We start from the raw sequence: 25278 nt of genomic DNA, 5'->3' as shown, positions 1-25278 counted from the left end.
ACCTTATGGGTGTCTGCGAGTCCAACCGACACCTTGTGAATGATGGCGTGATGATGCTGCGAGTTATAGCCTTGAGCCTTACCCTGATGACCGGTCTGTTGTGCAACTTCGCGCAGGCCACGGTCCTGCAACGCCCGGTCAGCCTGGATACCGGCAGCGGCGAGCTGTTTGGCTCGATGCTGCTGCCCAAGTCCGACACCCCGGTACCGGTGGTCCTGATCATTTCCGGTTCAGGCCCCACCGACCGCAACGGCAATAACCCCGAGGGCGGCAACAACGATAGCCTCAAGCGCCTGGCCTGGGTGCTGGCCAAACACAATATCGCCAGCGTGCGCTATGACAAGCGCGGCGTGGCGGCGAGCCTGGCGGCCACCCCGGACGAGCGCAACCTGACCCTGGAGGCCTATGTGGCCGACGCCGTGGCCTGGGGCAAGCAACTCAAGAGCGACCCGCGCCTGGGGCCACTGATTCTGCTGGGGCACAGCGAAGGGGCATTGGTGGCCACCCTCGCCGCCCCCCAGGTGGACGCCGCCGGCCTGATTTCCCTGTCCGGCAGCGCCCGCCCCGTGGACCAGGTGCTGCGCCAACAACTGAGCCATCGCCTGCCGCCCCAGTTGCTGCTGCGCAGCAATGAACTGCTGGACAGCCTCAAGGCCGGCCAAGTGGACACCGATGTGCCCCCTGCGCTGCAAGTGATCTTCCGCCCCAGTGTTCAGCCTTACCTGATCAGCCTGTTCCGCCAGGACCCGGCCGCCGCTTTCGCCCGCGTGAAAATCCCCGCGCTGATCGTCCAGGGCAGCAACGACATGCAGGTCGGTGTCGGGGACGCGCAAATGCTCAAGGCTGCCAAGCCCGACGCCCAGTTGGCCGTGATCGAGGGCATGAACCACGTGATGCGCATCGTGCCCAACGACATCAAGCGCCAGGTGGCGTCCTACAAGGATCCGCAACTGCCACTGGCGGCAGAACTCGGCACCCGGATCCTCGGCTTTATTGATGCCATTGCTCGAAGTTAGCCCGGTTTTACCCTCCAGTCCTGCGCAAATCGGCCGATAAGCCAATGTCGACAGCCCATTGTCTGTCGACACGCAGCTTGGACAGGATCTCGCCGTTATGACTGATACCCATAAATCACCCGACACCACGCCCGACACCACAACCCCGGAAGCGGCGGAACTGCCGTGGGCGGATGTGGAGGCCGAGCACCGGCGGATGCTGCGCCTGGCGCCACTGAAAACCGACCGCAGCACCGGGGGACGGCCGCTGCGCTTTGTCGAGTTCGGCTATGCCGAGCGCAACAACAAGGAGCGCAGCCTGTTGCGCATGAGCATCACGCTCCCGGGCCAGCGGGTGCGCAAGGAGCAGAACCACCTGGACGTCTGGGTTGACCACGAACAGCGTCGCGTGCACTTCGGCCCCGACAGCGGTGTACAGATAGAACCGATGAACCGTGGCATCGGGCGCTTTCTAGCGGCCCAGGGCATTACCTGGGCGAAGAAAAAGTGGGCGAGCTACAGCTTTGATGCCATGGATCTGAGCAACAAGGATGCCCTGGTCGAAGACACCCGCCTGCGCCGCGACCACTTTTTGCGTGTACATGGTTTTGACGTGGTCTACGCCGACGCCCAGCATTTGAAAGGCAGCGTCAAGGCCGGCAAGGTCGCAGACCTGCTGGGCGACTGGAACACCGAGAAGCTGCAGTTCGTGGAAATCCTCGAAGCCGCGCAGATGTTGCAGCAGGCCGAGCAGAATCTGGCCGAACAGGAAGTCAAACTGCAGAAACAGGAAGAAACCGTCAGCAAATTCAAACGCGAAGAAACCGGACTGCGCTTCACCATTACTTGCCTGGTGGCGTTTTCAGTGTTCCAGGCCGGTTTGCTGATCTGGATTGCGACGCACCGCTGAGTACCGGAATGTCACTTGTCGGCGCCGGTCTGTAGGAGCAAGGCTTGCTCCTACAGGAATCGGACCGATACCTGGGAACGGGTCAGGTCCGCGAGGCAAACAGCGCCTGGTGCTCACGGCATTGCTCGGCACTGAGCATGAACACACCGTGGCCGCCGCGCTCGAACTCCAGCCAGGCGAAATCGACTTCCGGGTACAGCGCCTCGACGTGTACCTGGCTGTTGCCCACCTCGACAATCAGCAAGCCTTTCTCGTTCAGGTGATCGGCCGCCTGCGCCAGCATGCGCCGCACCAGGTTCAGACCGTCTTCGCCACAGGCCAGGCCCAGTTCCGGCTCGTGCTGGAACTCGTCCGGCATATCGGCAAAGTCTTCAGCATCCACGTAAGGTGGATTGGACACGATCAGATCGAAACGCTGACCAGGCAACCCGTCGAAGCCATCGCCCTGGACCGTGTACACCCGCTCATCGACGCCATGTCGCTCGATGTTCTGGTTGGCCACCTCAAGGGCTTCGAACGACAAGTCCGCCAGCACCACTTCAGCGTCCTGGAACTCATAGGCACAGGCGATACCGATGCAACCGGAGCCCGTGCACAGGTCGAGAATGCGCGCCGGCTCGCTGTCCAGCCAGGGGGCGAAGCGTTTTTCGATCAGTTCGCCAATCGGTGAACGCGGGATCAACACGCGCTCATCGACGATGAACGACATGCCGCAGAACCAGGCCTCGCCCAGCAGGTAGGCGGTGGGGATGCGGTCTTCGATACGACGCTTGAGCAACCGCTGCAGGTTGACCAGTTCGTCGTCTTCGAGCGCGCAGTCCAGGTAGCTGTCGGCAATTTCCCACGGCAGGTGCAACGCCCCCAGCACCAGTTGACGGGCTTCATCCCAGGCGTTGTCGGTCCCATGGCCGAAAAACAGATCCTCCCCATGAAAACGGCTGACTGCCCAACGAATGTGGTCGCGCAAGGTGCGCAGACGGGAAGTGATCACGGGGTAAACTCCTGAAAAAACGACCGGGGATTCTAACAGCCTTAACCTGCCCCGACGATCAATGAAAAAAACCCCGGACGAATGTAGGATTTATCCGCTTTTTCAGCTTTTGGTTGAACATCCGGTCAGCTCTTGACAGGCTGCAGCCCAGCAACGACGGTGCCTACGATGGTAGCGATTCACAGAAGCGCTCAGCCAGAGGACAATGTCGCAAAAGCCCCACTCGAAGGAGCCCCAGAATGTCCGTTCCAAAGACGATGTTTCAACTCAGCGGTCGTGGTTACGCGCCAGCCAATCTGGCCCACGCGACACTGGTGATCATCGATGCACAAAAAGAATACCTCAGCGGCCCGCTGGCTCTGACCGGCATGGCCGAGGCTGTGGCCAACATCCAGCAATTGCTCACAGCGGCCCGGGCCGCGGGGCGGCCGATCGTCCATGTGCATCACCTGGGCACCGTCGGCGGCCTGTTCGACCCCCAGGGCGAGCGCGGTGAGTTCATTCCCGGCCTCGAACCCCTGAGCGACGAAACCATCATCGGTAAACTGCTGCCCAGCGCATTCCACGGCACGCCCCTGGAAAAACGCCTGCAGGACCTTGGCTCCCTGGACCTGATCGTCTGCGGCTTCATGAGTCACTCCAGCGTCAGCACCACCGTGCGTGCCGCCAAGAACCTGGGCTTTCGCTGCACCCTGGTCGAAGACGCCTGCGCCACCCGGGACCTGCCCTACAAAGGCGGCGTGCTCACTGCCGAGCATGTCCAGCAGACCGAAATGGCGATCATGGCCGACAACTTCGCCACCCTCGCCCAGACCCGGGACCTGATCTGATCGCCCGCCGATGAGCGGCGACTATCGCCGCTCATCCGCAAAAGACTCTCATTTCCTATAATTGCCTTAGCCTCAGGAACAACCCGGTCAACTCCCGGTCGAAGGGCCGATACCCATTGAGGAAGGTCGGAATGAAGATATCCGATGGATTTGACGCTCGCCGCTTGCGCCCCAAAGGACCACGCAACTGGCGTTATCGTTTCGGCGCTGCATTCGCCGCCCTGCTCGCCACCCTCGGTGTGCTGCTGGCAATGGCCGGTGCTGCCAGCCTGCTGGGCCGTCCGCCCGCGCTGGGCGAACTGAACGCCAGCCCGCTGGGCTCGACGATCATTCTGGCGATTGGCCTGTTAGTACTCTACCTGGGGGTCGCGTTCTGGCGTCGCTGCCGTCGCCGCATGCGTCAACCTCGCGAGCTGAACATGGCCCCGCATTTGATGAAAAAGCATGACTGAGTCGCGCGCGACGCGTTTTGCCGCGCCCGATTCACCTCGACTTGGGTAAACTGGCCGCCCTTCGCGGAGGCTGACATGCAAGACGACGATTTTTCCCTGTTCAAAAGTGCGATCCAAGGCGTCAAGCCGATCAAGCACGACCGCGCCGAAACCGGCAAGCCCAAGGCTGACCGCGCGCAGATTGCCAAGCTGCGCCAGGCAGCGACCATCCGTACCGACGTGGCGGCTGTGGACGGCCTGTCCGACCAGTTCGTGATCGATGTCGGCCCGGAAGACGAGTTGATGTGGGCACGTGACGGGGTCCAGGAAAGCCAGATGCGCAAGCTCAAGATCGGGCAGATCCCGTTCGAAGGCAGCCTCGACCTGCACGGCATGAACGTGGAAAAGGCCCGCGAGACGCTCTGGGCATTTCTCGCCGAAGCAACAAAATTCGAAATCCGCTGCGTGCGCGTGACCCACGGCAAGGCCGTGCGCCTGGACGGCAAGCGCCCGATGATCAAAAGCCACGTCAACACCTGGCTGCGCCAGCATTCACAGGTCCTGGGCTTCACCTCCTGCCAGGCCAGGCACGGCGGCGCCGGTGCGGTGTATGTGATGCTCAAACGAACCATGATGGAAGGCCGCGACGAGTAAAGCTGATGCATCACGCTTGCAGCGCCGTGTCCGCCACCGTACCCTTGCCCTTTGCGTAAAATCCCACAGGTAGTTTCATGTCCCTGGAACAGAATTACACCGCGATTCTCGGCCAACTGGGCGAGGACGTGTCCCGCGAGGGCCTGCTCGACACGCCAAAGCGTGCCGCCAAAGCCATGCAGTACCTTTGCCGCGGTTATGAACAGACACTTGAAGAAGTCACCAACGGTGCCTTGTTCAGCTCCGACAACAGCGAAATGGTACTGGTCAAGGACATCGAGCTTTACTCGTTGTGCGAACACCACCTGCTGCCTTTCATCGGCAAGGCGCACGTCGCCTATATTCCGAGTGGCAAGGTACTGGGCCTGTCGAAAGTCGCGCGGATCGTCGATATGTACGCCCGTCGCCTGCAGATCCAGGAAAACCTCAGCCGCCAGATCGCCGATGCGGTGCAGCAAGTCACCGGCGCCCTGGGCGTTGCGGTGGTGATCGAGGCCAAGCACATGTGCATGATGATGCGCGGTGTGGAGAAACAGAATTCGTCGATGATCACTTCGGTGATGCTGGGTGAGTTCCGCGAAAATGCGGCCACCCGCAGCGAGTTTCTCAGCCTGATCAAGTAATACGCGGCCCCTGGAAAACCGGCGTTCATCGCCGGTTTTTTTTCGTCGGTGAAAAATCAGGTAAGCTGCGCGCCATTCCCATTTGCCCCGTGAGGCTTACATCGTGTTCGTCAAAGCGCTTCGTGTCGGCCTCGGCCAGTTGATCATCTTCATCGACTTCATCACCCGTCCTGGTAAAAAGCAGCGCCCTGCCCCTGCCCAGGCCCAGGTTGAAGCCGCCGCCAAGGGCCTGACCCTGTACCAGTTCCACGCTTGCCCGTTCTGCGTGAAAACCCGCCGCACCCTGCGCCGCCTGAACGTGCCAGTCGCCCTGCGCGATGCCAAGAACAACGAGCAGGACCGCCAGACCCTGCTGGAGCAAGGCGGCAAGATCAAGGTGCCGTGCCTGCGCATCGAAGAGAACGGCCAGACCACCTGGATGTACGAGTCCAAGGTGATCATCGATTACCTGGACCAGCGTTTCGCCGCCGCCTGATCGTTGGGCGCTGGAAACACAAACCCCAGACAACAATAAACCGGCCGATTGGCCGGTTTATTGTTGTCTAGCCTCCCCTCATGCCGCCTGCCGCGCCTGTCCCTCACGCACCACCGCCGCCAACCGCTTGAGCCCTTCATCCAGGCGCGCTGGGTCAATGTGGCTGAAATTCAGCCGCAGGTGACCCAGGTTGCGATCCGGGTCGGGAAAGAACGGCTCACCCGGCATGAACGCCACATCATTGGCCAATGCCGCCTTGAGCAGGGTCCGGGTGTCGAGCGGCTGCTTGAGGGTCAGCCAGAAAAACAGACCGCCCTGGGGCAGCTCCCAGTCCGCCAGCTCGCTGAAATGCCTGTGCAGCGCCGCCTGGAATCCATCGCGCCGGCCCCGGTAGAAGTCCCGCAGCTCGCTCAGGTGATCACGCAGGCGCTCGGTGCCGATCCACTGCAAGGCCTGCCACTGGCCGACACGGTTGGTGTGCAGGTCCGCCGACTGCTTGAGCCGCAGCAAGTGCGGGAACAGGTCCGGACTGGCAATCAGGTAGCCGACACGCAGGCCCGGCAGCAAGGTCTTGGACACGGTGCCGGTGTAGATCCAGCTCGCCCGCTGCAAGCGGCTGACAATCGGCGTGGCGCTGGCGCCATCGAATGTCAGCTCGCGGTACGGCTCGTCCTCGATCAGGGTCACGCCGAACTCGTCGAGCAACGCCGCCACACCATCACGCTTGGCCTCGCTGTAGCGCACCGCCGAGGGGTTCTGGAAGGTTGGGATCAGGTAGATGAACGCCGGACGGTGTTGCTCCAGGCGCGCCCGCAGCTCCACCAGGTCGGGGCCGTCGGCCTCCAGCGGCACGCTCAGGCAATCAGCACCAAACAGCTGGAAAATTTGTAGCGCGGCCAGGTAGGTCGGCGCTTCGAGCAGGATTTCGGTGCCCTGATCGATGTACAGCTTGGCCGCCAGGTCGAGGGTCTGTTGCGAACCACTGACCACCAGGACCTGGCTCGCCTCACAGGGCACACCGAGGGCTCGCGCCTCTGCCGCCAAGGCTTCACGCAGCGCCGGCTCGCCTTCGCTCATGCCGTATTGGCCCATGGACACCGGCATATCGGCCCACTCCACCTTCGGCAGCATGGCTTCGGCCGGCAGGCCGCCGGCAAACGACATCACTTCCGGGCGCTGGGCCGCGGCGAGGATTTCACGGATCAAGGAACTCTTGAGGCGCGCAACACGTTCGGAAAAAGCCATGGGGGTCACCGGTAGCAAAGGCCAAGGGAATTAAGTCAAACTGATTGACCGAAATTACGCCAGCCCGGACAGATACGTCAATATGCTTGACCTTAAATCCCAAAGCACCCAGCAAGCCGCCATGGAAGCGTTTTTTTTCGGCTACCAGGCCTTCACCGCCAAAGCCGACGAAATGCTCGAACGCCGCGGCCTCAGCCGGGTACACCAGCGCATCGTGTTTTTCATCGCCCGCTATCCGAGCTTGAGCGTCAAGCAATTGCTTGCGCTGCTGGGCGTGAGCAAGCAGGCACTGAACATGCCCCTGCGCCAATTGCTGGAAATGCACCTGGTGGACAGCGTCGCGGCCGTGGACGACAAACGTAAGCGCTTGCTGCAACTGACCAGCGAAGGTGTGCGCTTCGAAGCCGCGCTGCGCCGTGAACAGGTGAAACTGCTCGAGCGCGTGTTTGCCGAGGCGGGTGAAGCCGCAGTGGATGGCTGGCTGGCGGTCAACAAAGCCCTGGGGCAAACCCAAGCGCTCGCAGACTGAGCCCTCAGTCTGGATCCACTGGCGATATATCCCTATCGCCAGATTTTTCGTCGACAAAACAGAAAACATTATTTGCTTTATTTGTATACAAAAGCATAATTCGCTTCGTGCGAGTTCCTGACCAAGCGGTCAACAAATTCGCAAGTGCCTCAAAGAGCCGCTACCCACCTCTGTGTCCGGCTCTGGAAATAACAATAAAACTCTTGAGGAGTACTCGCTGTGGAAAGCCGCAAATCCGAAGCATCGCCGCTGGATCTCTCGCCGCCCTTACGCACCGGCTGGCTGGAACGCCTGTTTAAACTCAGCGTGCATGGCACCACGGTGAAGACCGAGCTGATCGCCGGCCTGACCACCTTCATCACCATGGCCTACATCATCTTCGTCAACCCGAACATCATGGCCGATGCCGGCATCGATCACGGTGCGGCCTTTGTCGCCACCTGCATCGCTGCAGCACTGGGCTGCCTGTTGATGGGGCTGTATGCCAACTGGCCTGTGGGCCTGGCGCCGGGCATGGGCTTGAACGCGTTCTTTACCTACACCGTGGTCGGGACCATGGGCTACAACTGGGAAACCGCACTGGGCGCGGTGTTCGTCTCCGGTGTGTTGTTCATGATCCTGACCTTCTCGCGAATCCGCGAATGGCTGCTCAATAGCATCCCCGTGAGCCTGCGCTATGCCATGGGTGCCGGTGTCGGCCTGTTCCTCGGGCTGATCGGCCTGAAGACCGCCGGCATCGTGGTCGACAGCCCGGCCACCCTGATCAAGCTCGGTTCCCTGCGCGAGCCGGGCCCGCTGCTGGCCGCCATCTGCTTCCTGATGATCGCCATCCTGAGCTATCACCGGGTCTTCGGCGCCATCCTCATCAGTATCATCACCGTGACCCTGGCCGGTTGGGGCCTGGGCCTGGTGCACTACGAGGGCATCATGTCCGCCCCGCCGAGCCTGGCGCCGACCTGGATGGCCATGAACGTCGCTGGCGTGTTCAATGTCAGCATGATCAGCGTGGTGCTGGCGTTCCTCTTCGTACACATGTTTGACACCGCCGGGACCCTGATGGGTGTCGCGCAGCGGGCCAACCTGGTGGGTCAGGACGGCAAGATCGAAAACCTCTCCCGCGCCATGAAGGCCGACAGTGCCTCCAGCGTGTTTGGCGCGGTGGTCGGCGTCCCTCCAGTCACCAGCTATGTGGAAAGTGCCGCGGGTGTGGCAGCAGGAGGTCGCACCGGTCTTACCGCCGTGACCGTCGGCGTGCTGTTTATTGCCGCGATGTTTTTCGCTCCGCTGGCGGGCATGATTCCTGCCTATGCCACCGCCGGTGCATTGATCTATGTGGCGATGCTGATGATGGGCGGCATGGCTCACATCGAGTGGGACGAAGCCACCGACAGTATTCCAGCGATCGTCACCGCGATCATGATGCCCCTGACCTTTTCGGTCGCCGACGGCATCGCGCTGGGCTTTATCACGTACGTGGCCCTGAAGGCCGGTACTGGCAAGTACAAGGAAATTTCCGTCAGCCTGTGGGTACTTTGCGCGATCTTCATCGCCAAGTTCATTTTCTTGTAAGCGTTTCAAGCGTGACCCAGCCTCACCCCGTCGGGTGGGGCTTTTGCACATATGGAGGAAAGTGATGAGTCTGGAAACCTGGCTGCTGTTCAGCGGCGCCGCCCTGGTCGTGATCCTGATCCCGGGCCCCTTGTCGTTATTGATGATCAGCAACAGCCTGAACTATGGTTTGCGCCGCTCTTACCCGGCGTTTCTCGGCGGGGTGTTCGCCTCGATCTGCCTGCTGAGCGCCTCGGCCCTGGGCCTTGGCGCGTTGCTGCTGGCCTCGGAGCAGCTGTTCAGCGCGCTGAAGATCGTCGGTGCCCTGTACCTGTTCTACCTTGCCTGGCAGAGCTGGCAGCAGTCCCGGCAACCGGCCCACGCCACTGAAGTGCCCCAGGCGACAGCCGTGCCGCGCTTTCGTGCACTGTTCGGGCGCGCCTTTGTACTGGGAGCGAGCAATCCCAAGGACATCCTGTTCTTTGCCGCCTTCCTGCCCCAGTTCCTCAGCGCACAGCAGCCGTTCTTGCCGCAGTTGCTGATCATGATCGTCACCTGGACCCTGCTTGACCTGTGCTGCAAGCTGGCCTACGGCCTGGGCGCCCACGGGGCCGCGCGCTACCTGCGCAGCGGCAAGGGGCAAAGCTGGTTCAACCGGATCAGCGCCGGCTTGTTCAGTGGCGCCGGCGCGGCCTCCCTGTTGAGCCGCTAACAGCAAAGAGCATCGCTAGCAGGCTAGCTCCCACATTGGGTTTTCGGCATTCATAAATCCAGTGTGGGAGCTAGCCTGCTAGCGATGGCGTCAGCACAGGCACCACATTTTTCCAGGGCGAAAAAAAGCCCGCAGTGTGAGCGGGCGAAAGACCAAAGAAGCTTTTTGCGCAGATTCTTGGGGGATCTAGCTTCCTCTGTAGGTCGAATAGCTGTATGGCGAAATCAGCAGCGGCACATGGTAGTGATCCTGCTCGGCCGAGATACCGAAGCGCAGTACCACCACATCCAGGAACGCCGGCTCCGGCAGCTGGACACCGCGGGCGCGGTAGTAGTCGCCGGCATGAAACTGCAGCTGATAGACCCCGGAACGGTAGTCATCGCCTTGCAACAAGGGCGCATCACAACGGCCATCGCTGTTGGTCAGTGCGCTGGCGACCAATTCCAGCTGCGAACCCTCAACGCGGTACAACTCGACCTTGATCGAGCTGCCCGGGCAACCGTGTGCTGCATCCAAAACGTGTGTAGTCAAACGTCCCATTGATTCTGCGCGCCTGCCCCCGTGTACGGCAGTCAGGCCTCGCGCCTCCCGAAGTCAGTTGAAAGGAGACCGCACCCTTTCGGAGCACGAAAAGTTGCGGCGAGCAGCTGATTAAGACACTTTCAATAAAAATTGTACACAATAATAATCACTTTTTCTCCCAAGCTTCCTGACCTACCCGCCTCGCCCCGTTTATCCGCAGAACCACAGCCAATAACGACCTCCTGTCCATAAGCTGACCATTCAGGTAGATTTCTTGCAGTCGCACTGGAAGATGACAGCGGATGAAAAATGGAAAAAATCAGGCTTACAAAGCGCACATAAAGTTGTATACAATCACTCCATCGCTGTGACGCCAGCCTGCCACCTCACCACCAGGCCGCCACACCACCCCTTATCGCGAATAAGCAAACTCGAATAAGAAGGAAGACTGCAGTGAGCGCTGACTACCCACGCGACCTGATCGGTTACGGCAGTAACCCTCCCCACCCACACTGGCCGGGCAATGCCCGCATCGCCTTGTCCTTCGTGCTCAACTACGAAGAAGGCGGCGAGCGCAACATTCTGCACGGCGACAAAGAATCGGAAGCCTTCCTCTCGGAAATGGTCTCGGCGCAACCGCTGCAGGGCGAGCGCAACATGAGCATGGAGTCCTTGTACGAGTATGGCAGCCGTGTCGGCGTCTGGCGGATTCTCAAACTGTTCAAGGAATTCGACATTCCGCTGACCGTCTTCGCCGTAGCCATGGCCGCCCAGCGCCATCCGGACGTGATCCGCGCGATGGTCGAGGCCGGTCACGAGATCTGCAGCCACGGCTACCGCTGGATCGACTACCAGTACATGGACGAAGCGCAAGAGCGCGAGCACATGCTCGAAGCGATCCGCATCCTCACCGAAATCACTGGCGAACGCCCGCTAGGCTGGTACACCGGCCGCACCGGCCCGAACACCCGACGCCTGGTGATGGAAGAAGGCGGTTTCCTCTACGACTGCGACACCTACGACGATGACCTGCCCTACTGGGAACCGAACAACCCTACCGGCAAGCCGCACCTGGTAATCCCCTACACCCTGGACACCAACGACATGCGCTTCACCCAGGTCCAGGGTTTCAACAAGGGCGACGACTTCTTCGAATACCTCAAGGATGCGTTTGACGTGCTCTACGCCGAAGGTGCCGAAGCGCCGAAGATGCTGTCGATCGGCCTGCACTGCCGCCTGATCGGCCGCCCGGCGCGCCTGGCGTCGCTCAAGCGCTTTATCGAATACGCTAAAAGTCATGAACAGGTGTGGTTCAGCCGCCGCGTCGACATCGCTCGCCACTGGCAACAAACCCACCCGTACCAAGGGGCGTCGAAATGACCACCTTCCAAACGCTGAAACCCTCGACCCTGAGCCGTGACGCCTTCGTCAACGCTTTCGCCGATATCTACGAACATTCGCCATGGGTGGCCGAAAAGGCCTTCGACCTGGGCCAGGACCCAACGATCGATGAGATCGAGACCCTGCACCAGCGCATGAGCGACATCCTGTTGAGCGCCGATCACGCAAGCCAGCTTGCGCTGATCAACGCTCACCCGGACCTGGCCGGCAAAGCTGCCGTCCAGGGCCAACTGACCGAAGCCAGCACCCATGAACAAGCCGGCGCCGGTATTCACCAATGCACGGCCGAAGAGTTTTCTCGCTTCACCGAGCTGAACGACGCCTACAAAGCCAAGTTCAAGTTTCCCTTCATCATGGCGGTAAAAGGCAGCAACCGGCATCAGATCCTCGCAGCGTTCGAAACGCGCATCCACAACCCGGTCGACACCGAGTTCAAGTGCGCGTTAGCGCAGATCAACAAGATCGCCCTGTTCCGCTTACTGACCCTATAGCGATCCCGGCCCAGGCTGAATCATGAACGCCGAGACAGCCCCGGGGCCTGGCAAGCATCCCAAGCCAACTAATTAAAGGCAGACAAGAAGAATGAAAGCTTACGCCGTACCTTTCGAGAAGTTCGTCAACCTGGCCGACGCCCGCCTGGGCACCAAAATCATCTCAGTCACCGATGACTGGTTTGCCGACGCCAACCGTCTGTTCCAGCCGACCCCGGCCGTATGGAAGGAGGGCGTTTTCGATGACAACGGCAAGTGGATGGACGGCTGGGAGTCGCGCCGCAAGCGCTTCGAAGGCTACGACAGCGCTGTGATCCGCCTGGGTGTACCGGGTTCGATCAAAGGTGTGGACATCGACACTTCATTCTTCACCGGCAACTTCCCACCTTCGGCCTCCCTGGAAGCCTGCTTCCTGACCGAAGGTGAGCCGGACGAAAACACCCAGTGGACCGAAGTCCTGTCGGCTGTCGAGCTGCAGGGCAACAGCCACCACTTCCACGAAATCAACAACGACCAGTCGTTCAGCCACCTGCGTTTCAACATCTACCCTGATGGCGGCGTAGCCCGTCTGCGCGTATACGGCATTCCGTTCCGCGACTGGTCGGCCGTTGGCGACAACGAGCAGGTTGACCTGGCCGCAGCCCTCAACGGTGGCCGCGCCCTGGCCTGCTCCGATGAACACTTCGGCCGCATGAGCAACATCCTCAACCCGGGCCGCGGGATCAACATGGGGGATGGCTGGGAAACTGCCCGTCGTCGCACACCTGGCAATGACTGGGTGATCGTCGCCCTGGGCCACCCGGGCGAGATCGAGAAAATCGTCGTCGACACCCTGCACTTCAAAGGCAACTACCCGGACACCTGCTCGATCCAGGGCGCGTTCGTCAAGGGCGGTACCGACAGCCAGATCGAGACCCAGTCGTTGTTCTGGCGCGAATTGTTGCCGGCACAGAAACTGGAAATGCACGCCGAACACACCTTCGCCGAGCAGATCAAGGCCCTGGGCCCGATCACCCACATCCGCCTGAACGTATTCCCGGACGGCGGTGTGAGCCGCCTGCGTGTTCTCGGCAAGGTCGCTAAATAAGGGTGGACCCAATCGCCAGCAGGCTGGCTCCCACAAGGGAATGCATTCCAAATGTGGGAGCTGGCTTGCCAGCGAAGGCAATAGAACCAACAACACAGAATCCGGATAAGAAGAACAGCATGCGCACATTGACGATTGAACCGCTGACCAAAGAAGCCTTCGCCCCTTTCGGTGACGTGATCGAAACCGACGGCAGCGATCACTTCATGATCAACAACGGTTCGACCATGCGCTTTCACAAACTGGCGACGGTGGAAACCGCCACGCCAGAGGACAAGGCGATCATCAGCATCTTTCGCGCCGACGCGCAGGACATGCCGCTGACCGTTTGCATGCTGGAGCGCCATCCGCTGGGCAGCCAGGCTTTCATTCCGCTGCTCGGCAACCCCTTTCTGATCGTGGTCGCGCCCATTGGCGATGAACCTGTATCAGGCTTGGTCCGCGCCTTCGTCACCAACGGCAGGCAGGGCATTAATTACCATCGCGGCGTCTGGCACCACCCGGTGCTGACGATCGAAAAGCGGGATGACTTCCTGGTGGTTGATCGCAGTGGCACAGGCAATAACTGCGATGAGCATTTTTTCAAAGAGGATCAACGCTTGATCCTTGCCCCCCACCAATAAGAGAAGGTCTGATCACTCGACAACAGAGTGACAGGCGAGAGGTAAAGACTGTGGAAGCACATCTGTTCGAATGGCTGAACCTGAGCGTGCGCTGGGTTCACATGATCACTGGCGTAGCCTGGATCGGCGCGTCGTTCTATTTTGTCTGGCTGGAAAACAACCTCAATCGGGTCAACCCGAAGAGCGGTCTGGCGGGCGATCTCTGGGCGATTCACGGTGGCGGGATCTACCACCTGGAGAAATACAAACTGGCTCCACCGACCATGCCGGACAACCTGCACTGGTTCAAGTGGGAAGCCTACTTCACCTGGCTGTCAGGGATCGCGCTACTGTGCGTGGTGTTCTACTCCAACCCGACCCTCTACCTGCTGGCACCTGGCAGCAGCCTGAGCGGTCCTGAAGGGGTCCTGCTGGGTATCGGCTCGCTGTTCGCCGGCTGGTTCATTTACTCCTTCCTGTGCGACTCGGCCCTGGGCAAACGCCCTGCCCTGCTGGGTTTCATCCTGTTCGTGCTGATCATCGGCGCGGCCTACGGCTTCAGCAAAGTGTTCAGCGGCCGGGGTGCGTACCTGCACGTGGGCGCCATCATCGGCACCATCATGGTCGGTAACGTGTTTCGCATCATCATGCCGGCACAACGGGCACTGGTGGCGGCGATCGCCGAGAACCGCACGCCGGATCCGGCCTTGCCGGCCAAGGGCCTGCTGCGTTCGCGACACAACAACTACTTCACCTTGCCGGTGCTGTTCATCATGATCAGCAACCACTTCCCGAGCACCTATGGCAGCCAGTACAACTGGTTGATCCTGGCCGGGATCGCGGTGCTGGCGGTGTTGGTGCGTCACTACTTCAACACCCGCCACGACAGCCACAAGTTCGCCTGGACCCTGCCCGTTGCGGCCGTGGGCATGATCAGCCTGGCGTACGTGACCGGTCCTGCGCCGATGACCAGCCCGGACGTGGCCAAGTCACCCGCGCAGATCGAGTACCAGCCGCTGCCGGAAACCGCCGTCGGTGGCGGTGCGAAACCGGCTCAAGCCACGCCAGCCGCTGCACCTGCCACTGCCCCGGCCCAGGCATCCAATGCCGGTCCTGGCTTTGACAAGGTACACAGCGTGATCCAGGAACGGTGCGCGGTCTGTCACTCGGCCAAGCCCAGCAGCCCGCTGTTCAGTGCCGCCCCGGCCGGCGTGATGCTCGACACCCCCGAGCAGATCCGCCAGAACGCCCCGCGCATTCAAGCCCAGGCGGTCACCACGCAGATCATGCCACTGGGCAACATCACCCAGATGACCCAGCAGGAACGTGATTTGATCGGCGCCTGGATCGTGCAGGGAGCCCAGACCAATTAAGTAGCGCAAAGCATCGCTGGCAAGCCGGCTCCCACAAGGATCACCTAAATCCTGTGGGAGCTGGCTTGCCAGCGATTGGCCGCGCCGCGGTCCTCCCTGCTGCACAAAATCACAAGAATAAAAAAGATCCGAGGTGTTGCATGTCCGTGTCATCCGAAGCGCGCATCCCCGACGCACCCGCTATTGCGCGCCTGCCGTTATTGCAACTGATCCTGGTAGGTCTGCAACACGTTCTGCTGATGTACGGCGGCGCCATCGCGGTGCCGTTGATCATCGGACAGGCCGCTGGCCTGAGTCGTGATGAAATCGCCTTTCTGATCAATGCCGACCTGCTGGTCGCCGGGATCGCCACCATCGTCCAGTCGCTGGGCATCGGCCCCATGGGCATTCGCATGCCGGTGATGATGGGCGCCAGCTTCGCGGCGGTCGGCAGTATGGTGGCCATGGCCGGCATGCCCGGCATCGGCCTGCAAGGCATCTTTGGTGCAACCATTGCCGCAGGGTTCTTCGGCATGCTGATCGCACCGTTCATGTCCAAGGTGGTGCGCTTCTTCCCGCCGTTGGTGACCGGTACCGTCATCACCTCGATCGGTTTGTCGCTGTTCCCCGTTGCGGTGAACTGGGCAGGTGGCGGCAGTTCCGCCGCACAATTCGGCTCCCCCATCTACCTGAGCATCGCCGCCCTGGTGCTGGGCACCATCCTGTTGGTGCACCGCTTCATGCGCGGGTTCTGGGTCAACATTTCGGTGCTGATCGGCATGGCCCTGGGCTACATCCTCTGCGGCCTGCTGGGCATGGTCGACCTCAGCGGCATGACCCAGGCACCGTGGCTGCAGATCGTCACGCCCCTGCACTTCGGCATGCCGAAGTTTGAATTGGCGCCGATCCTGTCGATGTGCCTGGTGGTGGTGATCATCTTCGTCGAGTCCACCGGGATGTTCCTGGCGCTGGGCAAGATCACCGGCCAGGAAGTCTGCCCGCGCATGCTGCGCCGCGGTTTGCTGTGTGATGCCGGCGCCTCGTTTTTCGCCGGTTTCCTCAACACCTTCACCCACTCCTCGTTCGCCCAGAACATCGGCCTGGTGCAGATGACCGGCGTGCGCTGCCGCTCGGTCACCATCGTTGCCGGCGGCTTGCTGATCCTCCTGAGCCTGCTGCCCAAGGCCGCGTTCCTGGTGGCCTCGATTCCGCCGGCAGTGCTGGGCGGGGCAGCCATCGCCATGTTCGGCATGGTCGCCGCCACCGGGATCAAGATTCTCCAGGAAGCCGACATCGCCGACCGCCGCAATCAGTTGCTGGTCGCGGTGAGTATCGGCATGGGCCTGATCCCGGTGGTTCGTCCGGAGTTCTTCGCCCACCTGCCGCTGTGGATGAGCCCGATCACCCACAGCGGCATTGCCATGGCCACCCTCAGCGCGCTGACGCTGAACCTGTTGTTCAACATCCTGGGTGGCAGCGAACGGGCTGCCATCAATGATTGCGCCGCTCACCCGCACTGATGCCAACGCAACATCCCCTCTAGGCGCTGGCCTTCCAGCGTCTTCAGGGTTGGCGGCTGCCTGCAAGACAAAAAATAAAAACAAAAAGGGAGCAACAGATGATTCGTTCACAAACATGCCTGCTGTTGGGGTCAAGCCTCTTGGCTGCGAGCCAGGCCATGGCCGGCGATCTGCTGCTGTGGCAAACCAACAGCCTGAGCTACCTGTACGGCAAGAATTTTGCGATCAACCCATCGATCCAGCAGACCGTGACCTTCGAGCACGCCGACCGCTGGAAGTACGGCGACACCTTTCTGTTCGTCGACAAGATTTTCTACAACGGCAAGGAAGACCCCAACAAAGGCCCCCACAGTTTTTACGGCGAGCTCAGCCCACGCCTGTCGGCCGGCAAGATCTTCGACCAGAAACTGCAACTGGGTCCGATCAAGGACGTGTTGCTGGCCATGACCTATGAGTACGGCGAAGGCGAAAGCGAAGCCTACCTGATCGGCCCCGGCTTCGACCTGGCGGTACCCGGGTTCAACTACGTGACCCTGAATTTCTACCGCCGCCAGACCGAAGGGCCGCGCCCCGGTGATGGGGTCTGGCAGATCACCCCAACCTGGTCCTACACCATTCCCGCGGGCCGCTCCGACGTGCTGATCGACGGCTACCTCGACTGGGTCGTGGACAACGACCAGAACTCGCGCGGCACCTATCACGCCAACCTGCACCTCAACCCGCAGATCAAGTACGACCTGGGCAAGGCCCTCAATGGCCCGGCCAAACAGATCTACGTCGGGGCCGAATACAGTTACTGGAAAAACAAATACGGCATCCAGGACAACGCCAACCTGGACACCAACCAGAACACCGCCAGCCTGCTGATCAAGGTGCACTTCTAAAATGGCCCGCAACAGTGCCCCAGGTTTGCGACCGGTGCGCTGTTGCGGGGCGCTTGAGCCGTGGCGCGGGAGCCAGTATTCTCCGCGGCCGTCTGAATCCGGTATAAAAAAAAGCCCGGATTTAATTCCTGACCAGAAAGCCAACTTATCCCGGCCCTGGACGGTCACGAGGCTAGTCAAACAAAAGCCCAATGGACGCTTGATCGACTGTTTTCGAACAGCCGAACAGGCGTTTTTTGCCTTTTTAAATGCCTTGGCCCAGCTCTTGCTAAGAGCTGTAAAGCTGACCGATTGGATGGTTTTTGCAGCACTGAAAAAAGGCGCCACACCAGAGCGCCGTCAAAAAAACGTGGAACACCTACTTTGGGAGCAACCGAATGAAACGTACGTGCACTAGCCTGATGCTCGCCGGATCCTTGCTGGCAGGGGGTCAGGCCATGGCCGGCGATCTGCTGCTGTGGCAGAACAACAGCCTGACTTACCTCTACGGCAAAGACTTTCAAGTCAACCCGCGCATCCAGCAGACCGTGACCTTCGAGCACGCCGACGCCTGGAAGTACGGCGACAACTTCTTCTTCATCGACAAGATCTTCTACAACGGCAAAGAAGATGCCTTCGCCGGCGAGAACACCCACTACGGTGAGTTCCAGCCGCGCCTGTCGCTGGGCAAGATCTTCGACCAGAAGTTCGAGTTTGGCCCGATCAAGGACGTGCTGCTGGCCATGACCTACGAGTTTGGCGAAAACGACACCGAGTCCTACCTGATCGGTCCGGGTTTCGACCTGGCCATTCCAGGCTTCGACTACTTCCAGCTGAACTTCTACAACCGCCACACCGAAGGCGACCGCCCGGGTGACGATGTCTGGCAGATCACCCCAGTGTGGTCCTACACCATCCCTGTGGGCCGCTCCGACGTGCTGATCGACGGTTACATGGACTGGGTCGTCGACAACGACGTCAACAGCAAAGGCGAATACCACGCCAACCTGCACTTCAACCCACAGGTCAAATACGACCTGGGCAAGGCCCTGAACCTGGGCGAGAAGCAGTTGTACGTCGGTGTGGAGTACGACTACTGGAAAGACAAGTACGGCATCGCCGACAGCCAGGGCTTCAAAACCGATCAGAGCGTGACCAGCTTCCTGGTCAAGGTGCACTTCTGATCCTGATCTGACAGCAAGGCGCCCCTTTACCCGCCTTCGCGCATCGAAGGCGGGTAAAGGGGCATGCCTGTCAGGCCAGAGCCAGCGGCTCCTGCACCCCAAGAAACCGACACAGCTCCTCGCGCTTGGCCAAGGCATCGCTGCGACCAAGCTCGATCAGTTCGCTGCAATATCCCGCCTCGAACAGCAGGTAACTCAACACCCCTGCCCCACTGGTCTTGGTTGCCCCCGGGCCACGCAGGAACAAGCGCAGTGCAGCCGGCAATTCATGGCGATGCCGCGCAGCGATCTCATCGATCGGTTGGCTCGGGGCAATCACCAACACCTCTACCGGTGCCACGCCCAGGGCGCGGGTTGGCGTACCGTCGGGCAGCAAGCGACTGAACTGGTTCAGGCGTTGCAGCAACTCAATGTCGCTTTCCAGGCTGTCAATAAAGGTGCTGTTGAGCATGTGCCCGCCGATCTGCGCCAAGGACGGCTGCTGGCCGGTGTAGGTGCGCTGGAGGTTGTCGGGGTCGACGCCGCGCGGGTTGCCGCTGACACCCACCACCAGCACCCGGCTCGCCCCCAGGTGCAACGCCGGGCTGATCGGGGCCGACTGGCGTACCGCGCCGTCGCCGAAGTACTCATTGCCGATCTTCACTGGCGCAAACAACAGGGGAATGGCCGAACTGGCCAGCAAGTGCTCGACACTCAACTGGGTTGGCACGCCAATGCGCCGGTGCCGCAACCAGGGGTCGATGCTGCGACCGCCCTGATAAAAGGTGACCGCCTGTCCGGATTCATAGCCAAAGGCAGTCACCGCCACGGCGTGCAACTGCTTTTGCGCAATGGCCTGATTGATGCCCGACAGGTCCAGCCTGGCGTGCAACAACTCACTCAAGGGTGAGCTGTTGAGCAGCGCCACCGGCACCTTGGCGCCAATCCCCAGCAGACTGTGGCTGACAAAACGACTGGCCTGGCGGATCACGCCCGGCCAGTCGCTGCGCAGCACCTGATGGCTGCGAAAGCCCTGCCAGAATGCGGTCAGGTGTTCGATGGCGGACCTGAAGTCCATGGCCCCGGCGGCCAGGCTGACCGCATTGACGGCTCCAGCCGAGGTGCCGACGATCACCGGGAAAGGATTGGCCGCGCCGGCCGGCAACAGTTGCGCGATGGCCGCCAGCACGCCCACCTGGTAAGCCGCCCGAGCCCCGCCGCCGGAAAGAATCAAGCCTGTCACCGGTTCAGCCGAACTCATCGCCACACTCCCTGGTGCTGGTTATTGACGGTAGGCCGTCGCGGGCTCAACCACGCTTGTCGTAGAGTTTCGGCTCGCCTGGCGGCCGGCTCTTGAAGCGCCGGTGCGCCCACAGGTACTGCTCGGGGCAGGCACTGACGGCGCTTTCGATCCACTGGTTGATGCGGATGCAGTCGGCTTCGTCGCTGGCCCCCGGGAAATCGCTGAACGGCGGGTGGATCACCAGACGGTAACCGCTGCCATCGGCCAGGCGCTCCTGGGTAAACGGCACCACCAGCGCCTTGCCCAGCTTGGCGAACTTGCTGGTGGCCGGCACCGTGGCCGCGAGAATGCCAAACAACGGCACAAAGATACTTTGCTTGGCGCCGTAGTCCTGGTCCGGTGCGTACCAGATCGCCCGGCCCGCGCGCAGCAGCTTGAACATGCCGCGCACGTCCTCGCGCTCGATGGCCAGGGAATCCAGGTTATGCCGCTCACGGCCACGACGCTGGATGAAATCGAACAGCGGGTTCTTGTGCTCGCGGTACATGCCATCAATGGTGTGTTGCTGGCCCAGCAGCGCCGCGCCGACTTCCAGGGTGGTGAAGTGCAAGGCCATCAGGATCACGCCCTGGCCATCGCGCTGGGCCTGCTTGAGGTGCTCCAGGCCTTCGACATGGGACAGGCGCGCCAGGCGCTCGCGCGGCCACCACCAACTCATGGCCATTTCAAAGAAGGCAATGCCGGTGGAGGCGAAGTTTTCCTTGAGCAGACGTTTGCGTTCGTCGGGAGTTTTATCGGGAAAACACAGTTCAAGGTTACGTTTGGCAATGCGCCGGCGGTCGCTGGCGACCCGATACATGCCGGCACCCAGCACGCGACCAATGCGCAACAGCCACGAATACGGCAACTGGACAACCAGCCACAGCAGCCCTAGACCGCACCATAGCGGCCAAAAACGTGGCGAAAGAAATGCAGCTCGAAATTGCGGGCGATCCATTAACGATTCCGGACGGACAACAAGGTCGCGCATTCTACATCGGTTCGACCCTGCTTGCGGGCTGCGGGCGTTCTCGTTATAAGTCTCGGCACTTTTAGTGACAAGCCGTTGTATGCCAACCATGAGCCAAACCGAACTGCTAGACCAAGATCCCGTGTTCCAGTTGAAGGGCAGCATGCTCGCCATTACGGTGCTGGAGCTGGCCCGCAATGACCTGGAAACCCTCGACCGGCAGCTGGCTGCAAAGGTAGCTCTGGCACCCAACTTTTTCAGCAATGCCCCGCTGGTGCTGGCTCTGGACAAATTGCCGGCCAGCGAAGGCTCGGTGGACCTGCCGGCCCTGATGCGCGTGTGCCGCCACCACGGGCTGCGCACCCTGGCCATCCGCGCCAGCCGTATCGAAGACATTGCCGCGGCCATTGCCGTCGACCTGCCGGTGTTGCCACCCTCGGGTGCCCGCGAGCGCGCCCTTGAGCCGCAGGAAGGTGAAGTGCGCAAAAAGCCGGAAAAACCACCGGAGCCGAGCATCAAGCCGACGCGCATCATCACTTCGCCAGTACGCGGCGGCCAGCAGATCTACGCCCAGGGCAGCGACCTGGTGGTGGTGTCCTCGGTCAGCCCGGGGGCGGAACTTCTGGCCGATGGCAACATCCATGTATACGGGCCAATGCGCGGTCGTGCGCTGGCCGGCGTCAAAGGCGACACCAAGGCACGGATTTTCTGTCAGCAAATGAGCGCTGAACTGCTGTCCATCGCCGGTCATTACAAGGTTTCCGAAGATCTTCGTCGCGACCCGCTCTGGGGGGCCGGCGTACAAGTCAGCCTGTCGGGCGACGTGTTGAACATCATTCGGCTTTAACGGATACTGCCGCATTTTCCAAGCATCTCTAAAACGTAGTGAAAACGGCTCAAACGAAGTAGGAAATTGGCATAGAGCGGTGTTTACCGGAGGTAAACCCTGCCCCAGGCCTGATTCCAGCCAAGGCTGTCCGACTGCAGTAGTTTTCAAGAGATGTTTTTCGGGGCTAAAAGTCCTTTTTCCTTAGGGGTGAAACACCTTGGCCAAGATTCTCGTGGTTACATCCGGCAAGGGTGGTGTGGGTAAGACCACCACCAGCGCCGCTATCGGTACCGGCCTCGCTCTGCGTGGTCACAAAACAGTCATCGTCGACTTCGACGTCGGCCTGCGTAACCTCGACCTGATCATGGGTTGCGAGCGTCGCGTGGTGTATGACTTCGTCAATGTGGTCAATGGCGAAGCCAACCTGCAGCAGGCCCTGATCAAGGACAAGCGCCTTGAGAACCTCTACGTCCTGGCCGCCAGTCAGACCCGCGACAAAGACGCGCTGACCGTCGAAGGCGTGGAAAAAGTGCTGATGGCACTCAAGGAAGATTTCGAATTCGTGGTCTGCGATTCCCCGGCAGGCATCGAGAAAGGCGCCCACCTGGCCATGTACTTCGCTGATGAAGCGATTGTCGTGACCAACCCGGAAGTGTCCTCGGTACGTGACTCGGACCGCATGCTGGGCCTGTTGGCCAGCAAATCGCGACGCGCCGAAAAAGGCGAAGACCCGATCAAGGAACACCTGCTGTTGACCCGCTACAACCCTGAGCGCGTCAGCAACGGCGAAATGCTTGGCGTCGAAGACGTCAAGGAGATTCTGGCAGTGACCCTGCTCGGCGTGATTCCAGAATCGCAAGCCGTACTCAAGGCTTCCAACCAAGGCGTGCCAGTGATTCTCGACGACCAGAGCGACGCCGGTAAGGCGTACAGCGATGCCGTCGATCGTCTGTTGGGCAAAACCGTGGAACACCGGTTCCTTGATGTTGAGAAGAAGGGATTCTTCGAGCGCCTTTTTGGAGGTAGATAATGAATCTTTTTGACTTCTTTCGCGCCAGCAAAAAAACCAGCACCGCGTCGGTAGCGAAAGAGCGTCTGCAGATCATCGTGGCGCATGAACGCGGCCAGCGCAGTACTCCTGACTACCTGCCAGCCTTGCAAAAGGAACTGGTCGAGGTGATCCGCAAGTACGTCAATATCGGGTCCGACGACGTGCATGTCGCACTGGAAAACCAGGGCAGCTGCTCGATTCTGGAACTCAATATCACCCTGCCAGATCGCTGAGTCGATCCGGCTGGAGCCACGGCGGCTCAGGTCCCCCAGGTTAGCTGGAGGGGCCTGAGCCGCCGTTGGCGTTTGTTACGAGGCTGTTTTAATGCCGTTGTCCAATATCCACATCCTCCACCAGGACGCCGCCGTCCTGGTGGTGAACAAGCCGACCCTGCTGCTCTCGGTGCCTGGCCGCGCCGATGACAATAAGGACTGCCTGATTACCCGCCTGCAGGAAAACGGCTACCCGGAAGCCCGAATCGTCCATCGCCTGGACTGGGAAACCTCGGGGATCATCCTGCTGGCCCGGGACCCGGACACCCATCGTGAACTGTCTCGGCAGTTTCACGACCGTGAAACCGAAAAAGCCTACACCGCACTCTGCTGGGGCCAACCGGAACTGGACAGTGGCAGTATCGATCTGCCGCTGCGCTACGACCCACCGACCAAACCACGGCACGTGGTCGACCACGAGTTCGGCAAACATGCGCTGACCTTCTGGCGCGTGCTGGAGCGCTGTGGCGACTGGTGCCGGGTTGAGTTGACGCCGATTACCGGTCGCTCGCACCAATTGCGCGTGCACATGCTCTCCATCGGCCATCCGCTGCTGGGCGACGGGCTGTATGCCCATCCCCAAGCCCTGGCGGCGTATCCTCGGCTGTGCCTGCACGCCAGCATGCTGAGCTTTACCCACCCGCAAAGCGGTGAACGCCTGCGCTTCGAGTGCCCGGCACCCTTTTGAGCGCCTTGAAGCCCTTTCAAGCAACCCGTCGAAACCTGAAGGACGCCCGGACCGATGACGCCTGACTCCCCACAACCGTCGACGCCCCTCGAGAAAGCGCCGCAGCAATTGCTCTATCTGGTCTACGGCGACAAGGACGTGTACCGGCGCGAAGCCAAGTTCAGCATCCTCACGGCGCTGGCCCAGCTAAAAAAGTCCGAGCCGCTGTGCATCCGGGTCCTGACCGATCGCCCGCAGGACTACGCCGGCTGGCCCGTCGAAACCATCGCCCTGAGCGATGAGATCATGACCGCCTGGCAGGGCACCAACGGCTATCACCACCGGCGCAAGGCCTGCGCAATTGCCTACGGCCTGACCCTGGCGCACAAGACCCTGTTCGTCGACACCGACACCCTGTTCCTCGAAAATCCCCAGCGGGTGTTCGAGCACATTGGCCCCGGCCAGTACGTGATGGACCGCTTCGAGTACGACTGGCGCACCGTCTGTGAACGTGCGGACTACCTCAAGCTGGGCACTTGCCTGCAAGCCCACGGAGTCACGCCTGACAACGGTTTCAAGCTGTACAACAGCGGCCTGTGTGGCGTCACCGACGGCGATAGTCCCTTGCTTGAACGCAGCATTGAGCTGATCGACGAGTGGACCCGCGATGCGTTCGACATCCACACCATCGAACAGATCGCCCTGTCCTTCGCCATGCGCGACAAACCAGTGCATGAAGCGAACCGCTACATCTACCACTACTTCGCCGAGAAGGGCTTTTTCCATGCCATGCAAAAGCACTTCTTCAGCCTCCATGGCGAACGCTTCCGCGCCGAACTGCCCGCGCTGTGCACCGAGGTGCCGCGCTGCAAGCCGATCCCTTCGCCGTGGCAGCGCCTGCGCATCAAGTGGAAGCTGCGCAACAAGCGTGGCGCGGTGAAAAAGGTCGGGCGCGCATTGCTCTATGGCAGCGCCGCCCCCGAGCACCCGTACTACGAAGTGTGTCGCCACGAGTGGTGGGAATCGGCGTCGCGGGAGATTCTGCGCTGGGACGAAGGTGCGCAGAAAAAGTTCTTCGGCCCCGACCGGGGACGCTGGCCCAAACACCTGCCCAAGCCGGCAAAATCGGCAGACGAACAAACCATCATTGCCTACCTGCGCAAGCGTTTGGCACATTGATCCCGTGTCGCGAGTCGATTGCCGTGCGCCACACGCACATGCCCAATGCGTCGGGCCAATACGTTAAACTCGCGGCACTGCTGT

General features: G+C 60.9%; 29 protein-coding genes. 24 read left to right on the top strand and 5 right to left on the bottom strand.

The genetic code is table 11. From position 1 onward, the window contains the following. Positions 1–5: 5 nt before the first annotated feature. Both H7995_RS19995 and H7995_RS19990 read left to right on the top strand, forming a co-directional pair. The gene (locus H7995_RS19995) at positions 6–1016 is read left to right on the top strand and encodes an alpha/beta hydrolase (RefSeq protein ID WP_182341668.1); all 1011 of its coding nucleotides are present in this window, start codon (positions 6–8) and stop codon (positions 1014–1016) included. A 97-nt stretch (positions 1017–1113) separates the two neighbouring features. Then, positions 1114–1905 carry a hypothetical protein gene (locus tag H7995_RS19990; RefSeq protein WP_185818766.1) on the top strand — a complete coding sequence of 264 codons (792 nt, stop codon included), beginning with the start codon at positions 1114–1116 and terminating at the stop codon, positions 1903–1905. A gap of 82 nt (positions 1906–1987) precedes the next feature. Here H7995_RS19990 and prmB read toward each other — a convergent pair whose 3' ends face one another. Beyond that, positions 1988–2896, bottom strand: a complete 909-nt coding sequence (prmB, locus tag H7995_RS19985) for a 50S ribosomal protein L3 N(5)-glutamine methyltransferase (protein ID WP_166591621.1) — start codon at positions 2894–2896, stop codon at positions 1988–1990. Between the two features lie 239 nt (positions 2897–3135). Here prmB and H7995_RS19980 point away from each other — a divergent pair, with 239 nt between their 5' ends. From H7995_RS19980 to H7995_RS19960, 5 genes are all read left to right on the top strand, one after another. Beyond that, positions 3136–3726 carry a cysteine hydrolase family protein gene (locus H7995_RS19980; protein WP_166591622.1) on the top strand — a complete coding sequence of 197 codons (591 nt, stop codon included), beginning with the start codon at positions 3136–3138 and terminating at the stop codon, positions 3724–3726. A 131-nt stretch (positions 3727–3857) separates the two neighbouring features. Further along, positions 3858–4178: a hypothetical protein gene (locus tag H7995_RS19975; protein WP_166591623.1), complete on the top strand. Its 321-nt coding sequence runs from the start codon at positions 3858–3860 to the stop codon at positions 4176–4178. Positions 4179–4253: 75 nt separating this feature from the next. Then, a complete protein-coding gene (locus H7995_RS19970; RefSeq protein WP_166591624.1) occupies positions 4254–4811 on the top strand; it encodes a Smr/MutS family protein in 558 nt (185 codons plus the stop codon). A 77-nt stretch (positions 4812–4888) separates the two neighbouring features. Beyond that, entirely contained in the window at positions 4889–5434 is a 546-nt protein-coding gene (folE, locus tag H7995_RS19965) for a GTP cyclohydrolase I FolE (protein ID WP_003204506.1), read from the top strand. Positions 5435–5537: 103 nt separating this feature from the next. Next, a complete protein-coding gene (locus H7995_RS19960; protein ID WP_166591625.1) occupies positions 5538–5909 on the top strand; it encodes a glutathione S-transferase N-terminal domain-containing protein in 372 nt (123 codons plus the stop codon). Between the two features lie 78 nt (positions 5910–5987). Here the strand turns inward: H7995_RS19960 and H7995_RS19955 are convergent, their stop codons facing one another. Continuing rightward, complete coding sequence (locus H7995_RS19955) at positions 5988–7154, bottom strand: aminotransferase-like domain-containing protein (RefSeq protein WP_185818765.1); 1167 nt, start codon at positions 7152–7154, stop codon at positions 5988–5990. Positions 7155–7236: 82 nt separating this feature from the next. Here H7995_RS19955 and H7995_RS19950 point away from each other — a divergent pair, with 82 nt between their 5' ends. The 3 genes from H7995_RS19950 to H7995_RS19940 all read left to right on the top strand — a co-directional run bounded on the left by H7995_RS19950 (position 7237) and on the right by H7995_RS19940 (position 9943). Further along, positions 7237–7683 (top strand): MarR family winged helix-turn-helix transcriptional regulator, encoded by a 447-nt coding sequence (locus H7995_RS19950; protein WP_182341806.1) that lies wholly within the window; start codon positions 7237–7239, stop codon positions 7681–7683. 219 nt (positions 7684–7902) lie between these two features. Further along, complete coding sequence (locus H7995_RS19945) at positions 7903–9252, top strand: NCS2 family permease (RefSeq protein WP_166591628.1); 1350 nt, start codon at positions 7903–7905, stop codon at positions 9250–9252. A gap of 64 nt (positions 9253–9316) precedes the next feature. Continuing rightward, the gene (locus H7995_RS19940) at positions 9317–9943 is read left to right on the top strand and encodes a LysE family translocator (RefSeq protein ID WP_166591629.1); all 627 of its coding nucleotides are present in this window, start codon (positions 9317–9319) and stop codon (positions 9941–9943) included. Positions 9944–10129: 186 nt separating this feature from the next. Here H7995_RS19940 and uraH read toward each other — a convergent pair whose 3' ends face one another. Continuing rightward, positions 10130–10483: a hydroxyisourate hydrolase gene (gene uraH / locus H7995_RS19935; protein WP_095078352.1), complete on the bottom strand. Its 354-nt coding sequence runs from the start codon at positions 10481–10483 to the stop codon at positions 10130–10132. 435 nt (positions 10484–10918) lie between these two features. On the opposite strand from uraH, the gene puuE reads away from it, so the two are divergent. From puuE to H7995_RS19890, 9 genes are all read left to right on the top strand, one after another. After that, positions 10919–11845, top strand: a complete 927-nt coding sequence (puuE, locus tag H7995_RS19930) for an allantoinase PuuE (RefSeq protein ID WP_095167940.1) — start codon at positions 10919–10921, stop codon at positions 11843–11845. Continuing rightward, a complete protein-coding gene (gene uraD, locus H7995_RS19925) occupies positions 11842–12357 on the top strand; it encodes a 2-oxo-4-hydroxy-4-carboxy-5-ureidoimidazoline decarboxylase (protein WP_166591630.1) in 516 nt (171 codons plus the stop codon). The genes puuE and uraD overlap by 4 nt, the downstream gene beginning before the upstream one ends. Positions 12358–12448: 91 nt before the next feature. After that, a complete protein-coding gene (alc, locus tag H7995_RS19920) occupies positions 12449–13444 on the top strand; it encodes an allantoicase (protein ID WP_166591631.1) in 996 nt (331 codons plus the stop codon). A gap of 119 nt (positions 13445–13563) precedes the next feature. After that, positions 13564–14067, top strand: a complete 504-nt coding sequence (locus H7995_RS19915) for an ureidoglycolate lyase (protein WP_166591660.1) — start codon at positions 13564–13566, stop codon at positions 14065–14067. 50 nt (positions 14068–14117) lie between these two features. After that, positions 14118–15419: a urate hydroxylase PuuD gene (locus H7995_RS19910; RefSeq protein ID WP_185818764.1), complete on the top strand. Its 1302-nt coding sequence runs from the start codon at positions 14118–14120 to the stop codon at positions 15417–15419. Between the two features lie 140 nt (positions 15420–15559). Continuing rightward, positions 15560–16918 (top strand): nucleobase:cation symporter-2 family protein, encoded by a 1359-nt coding sequence (locus tag H7995_RS19905; protein ID WP_166591633.1) that lies wholly within the window; start codon positions 15560–15562, stop codon positions 16916–16918. A gap of 98 nt (positions 16919–17016) precedes the next feature. Beyond that, positions 17017–17802, top strand: a complete 786-nt coding sequence (locus tag H7995_RS19900) for an outer membrane protein OmpK (protein ID WP_185818763.1) — start codon at positions 17017–17019, stop codon at positions 17800–17802. A gap of 1 nt (position 17803) precedes the next feature. Next, positions 17804–18199 (top strand): hypothetical protein, encoded by a 396-nt coding sequence (locus H7995_RS19895; protein WP_166591635.1) that lies wholly within the window; start codon positions 17804–17806, stop codon positions 18197–18199. Further along, entirely contained in the window at positions 18180–18965 is a 786-nt protein-coding gene (locus H7995_RS19890; protein ID WP_166591636.1) for an outer membrane protein OmpK, read from the top strand. Before H7995_RS19895 ends, H7995_RS19890 begins: the two co-directional genes overlap by 20 nt. 70 nt (positions 18966–19035) lie before the next feature. Here the strand turns inward: H7995_RS19890 and H7995_RS19885 are convergent, their stop codons facing one another. Beyond that, a complete protein-coding gene (locus H7995_RS19885) occupies positions 19036–20205 on the bottom strand; it encodes a patatin-like phospholipase family protein (RefSeq protein WP_166591637.1) in 1170 nt (389 codons plus the stop codon). A 46-nt stretch (positions 20206–20251) separates the two neighbouring features. After that, positions 20252–21184 carry a lipid A biosynthesis lauroyl acyltransferase gene (locus H7995_RS19880; protein ID WP_166591638.1) on the bottom strand — a complete coding sequence of 311 codons (933 nt, stop codon included), beginning with the start codon at positions 21182–21184 and terminating at the stop codon, positions 20252–20254. Positions 21185–21305: 121 nt separating this feature from the next. On the opposite strand from H7995_RS19880, the gene minC reads away from it, so the two are divergent. From minC to H7995_RS19855, 5 genes are all read left to right on the top strand, one after another. After that, positions 21306–22043: a septum site-determining protein MinC gene (gene minC, locus H7995_RS19875; protein WP_185818762.1), complete on the top strand. Its 738-nt coding sequence runs from the start codon at positions 21306–21308 to the stop codon at positions 22041–22043. A gap of 199 nt (positions 22044–22242) precedes the next feature. Further along, positions 22243–23055 carry a septum site-determining protein MinD gene (gene minD, locus H7995_RS19870; protein ID WP_166591640.1) on the top strand — a complete coding sequence of 271 codons (813 nt, stop codon included), beginning with the start codon at positions 22243–22245 and terminating at the stop codon, positions 23053–23055. Further along, complete coding sequence (gene minE, locus H7995_RS19865; protein ID WP_095167919.1) at positions 23055–23309, top strand: cell division topological specificity factor MinE; 255 nt, start codon at positions 23055–23057, stop codon at positions 23307–23309. The genes minD and minE overlap by 1 nt, the downstream gene beginning before the upstream one ends. A 91-nt stretch (positions 23310–23400) precedes the next feature. Then, positions 23401–24036, top strand: a complete 636-nt coding sequence (locus H7995_RS19860; RefSeq protein WP_027620023.1) for an RluA family pseudouridine synthase — start codon at positions 23401–23403, stop codon at positions 24034–24036. A 54-nt stretch (positions 24037–24090) separates the two neighbouring features. Further along, a complete protein-coding gene (locus H7995_RS19855) occupies positions 24091–25194 on the top strand; it encodes a hypothetical protein (protein ID WP_166591641.1) in 1104 nt (367 codons plus the stop codon). Positions 25195–25278 lie beyond the last annotated feature (84 nt).

The organism is Pseudomonas kielensis, assembly GCF_014236655.1.
Classification (GTDB): domain Bacteria; phylum Pseudomonadota; class Gammaproteobacteria; order Pseudomonadales; family Pseudomonadaceae; genus Aquipseudomonas; species Aquipseudomonas kielensis.
This window is presented reverse-complemented; position numbering and strand designations above follow the sequence as displayed.

Bases quoted from the DNA above. Each gene is read 5' to 3' on its own strand.
- H7995_RS19995 (WP_182341668.1), top strand. From the start codon at position 6: ATGGGTGTCTGCGAGTCCAACCGACACCTTGTGAATGATGGCGTGATG.
- H7995_RS19990 (WP_185818766.1), top strand. From the start codon at position 1,114: ATGACTGATACCCATAAATCACCCGACACCACGCCCGACACCACAACC.
- H7995_RS19980 (WP_166591622.1), top strand. From the start codon at position 3,136: ATGTCCGTTCCAAAGACGATGTTTCAACTCAGCGGTCGTGGTTACGCG.
- H7995_RS19975 (WP_166591623.1), top strand. From the start codon at position 3,858: ATGAAGATATCCGATGGATTTGACGCTCGCCGCTTGCGCCCCAAAGGA.
- H7995_RS19970 (WP_166591624.1), top strand. From the start codon at position 4,254: ATGCAAGACGACGATTTTTCCCTGTTCAAAAGTGCGATCCAAGGCGTC.
- folE (WP_003204506.1), top strand. From the start codon at position 4,889: ATGTCCCTGGAACAGAATTACACCGCGATTCTCGGCCAACTGGGCGAG.
- H7995_RS19955 (WP_185818765.1), bottom strand. From the start codon at position 7,154: ATGGCTTTTTCCGAACGTGTTGCGCGCCTCAAGAGTTCCTTGATCCGT.
- H7995_RS19950 (WP_182341806.1), top strand. From the start codon at position 7,237: ATGCTTGACCTTAAATCCCAAAGCACCCAGCAAGCCGCCATGGAAGCG.
- H7995_RS19940 (WP_166591629.1), top strand. From the start codon at position 9,317: ATGAGTCTGGAAACCTGGCTGCTGTTCAGCGGCGCCGCCCTGGTCGTG.
- uraH (WP_095078352.1), bottom strand. From the start codon at position 10,483: ATGGGACGTTTGACTACACACGTTTTGGATGCAGCACACGGTTGCCCG.
- uraD (WP_166591630.1), top strand. From the start codon at position 11,842: ATGACCACCTTCCAAACGCTGAAACCCTCGACCCTGAGCCGTGACGCC.
- alc (WP_166591631.1), top strand. From the start codon at position 12,449: ATGAAAGCTTACGCCGTACCTTTCGAGAAGTTCGTCAACCTGGCCGAC.
- H7995_RS19915 (WP_166591660.1), top strand. From the start codon at position 13,564: ATGCGCACATTGACGATTGAACCGCTGACCAAAGAAGCCTTCGCCCCT.
- H7995_RS19905 (WP_166591633.1), top strand. From the start codon at position 15,560: ATGTCCGTGTCATCCGAAGCGCGCATCCCCGACGCACCCGCTATTGCG.
- H7995_RS19900 (WP_185818763.1), top strand. From the start codon at position 17,017: ATGATTCGTTCACAAACATGCCTGCTGTTGGGGTCAAGCCTCTTGGCT.
- H7995_RS19895 (WP_166591635.1), top strand. From the start codon at position 17,804: ATGGCCCGCAACAGTGCCCCAGGTTTGCGACCGGTGCGCTGTTGCGGG.
- H7995_RS19890 (WP_166591636.1), top strand. From the start codon at position 18,180: ATGAAACGTACGTGCACTAGCCTGATGCTCGCCGGATCCTTGCTGGCA.
- H7995_RS19885 (WP_166591637.1), bottom strand. From the start codon at position 20,205: ATGAGTTCGGCTGAACCGGTGACAGGCTTGATTCTTTCCGGCGGCGGG.
- H7995_RS19880 (WP_166591638.1), bottom strand. From the start codon at position 21,184: ATGGATCGCCCGCAATTTCGAGCTGCATTTCTTTCGCCACGTTTTTGG.
- minC (WP_185818762.1), top strand. From the start codon at position 21,306: ATGAGCCAAACCGAACTGCTAGACCAAGATCCCGTGTTCCAGTTGAAG.
- minE (WP_095167919.1), top strand. From the start codon at position 23,055: ATGAATCTTTTTGACTTCTTTCGCGCCAGCAAAAAAACCAGCACCGCG.
- H7995_RS19860 (WP_027620023.1), top strand. From the start codon at position 23,401: ATGCCGTTGTCCAATATCCACATCCTCCACCAGGACGCCGCCGTCCTG.
- H7995_RS19855 (WP_166591641.1), top strand. From the start codon at position 24,091: ATGACGCCTGACTCCCCACAACCGTCGACGCCCCTCGAGAAAGCGCCG.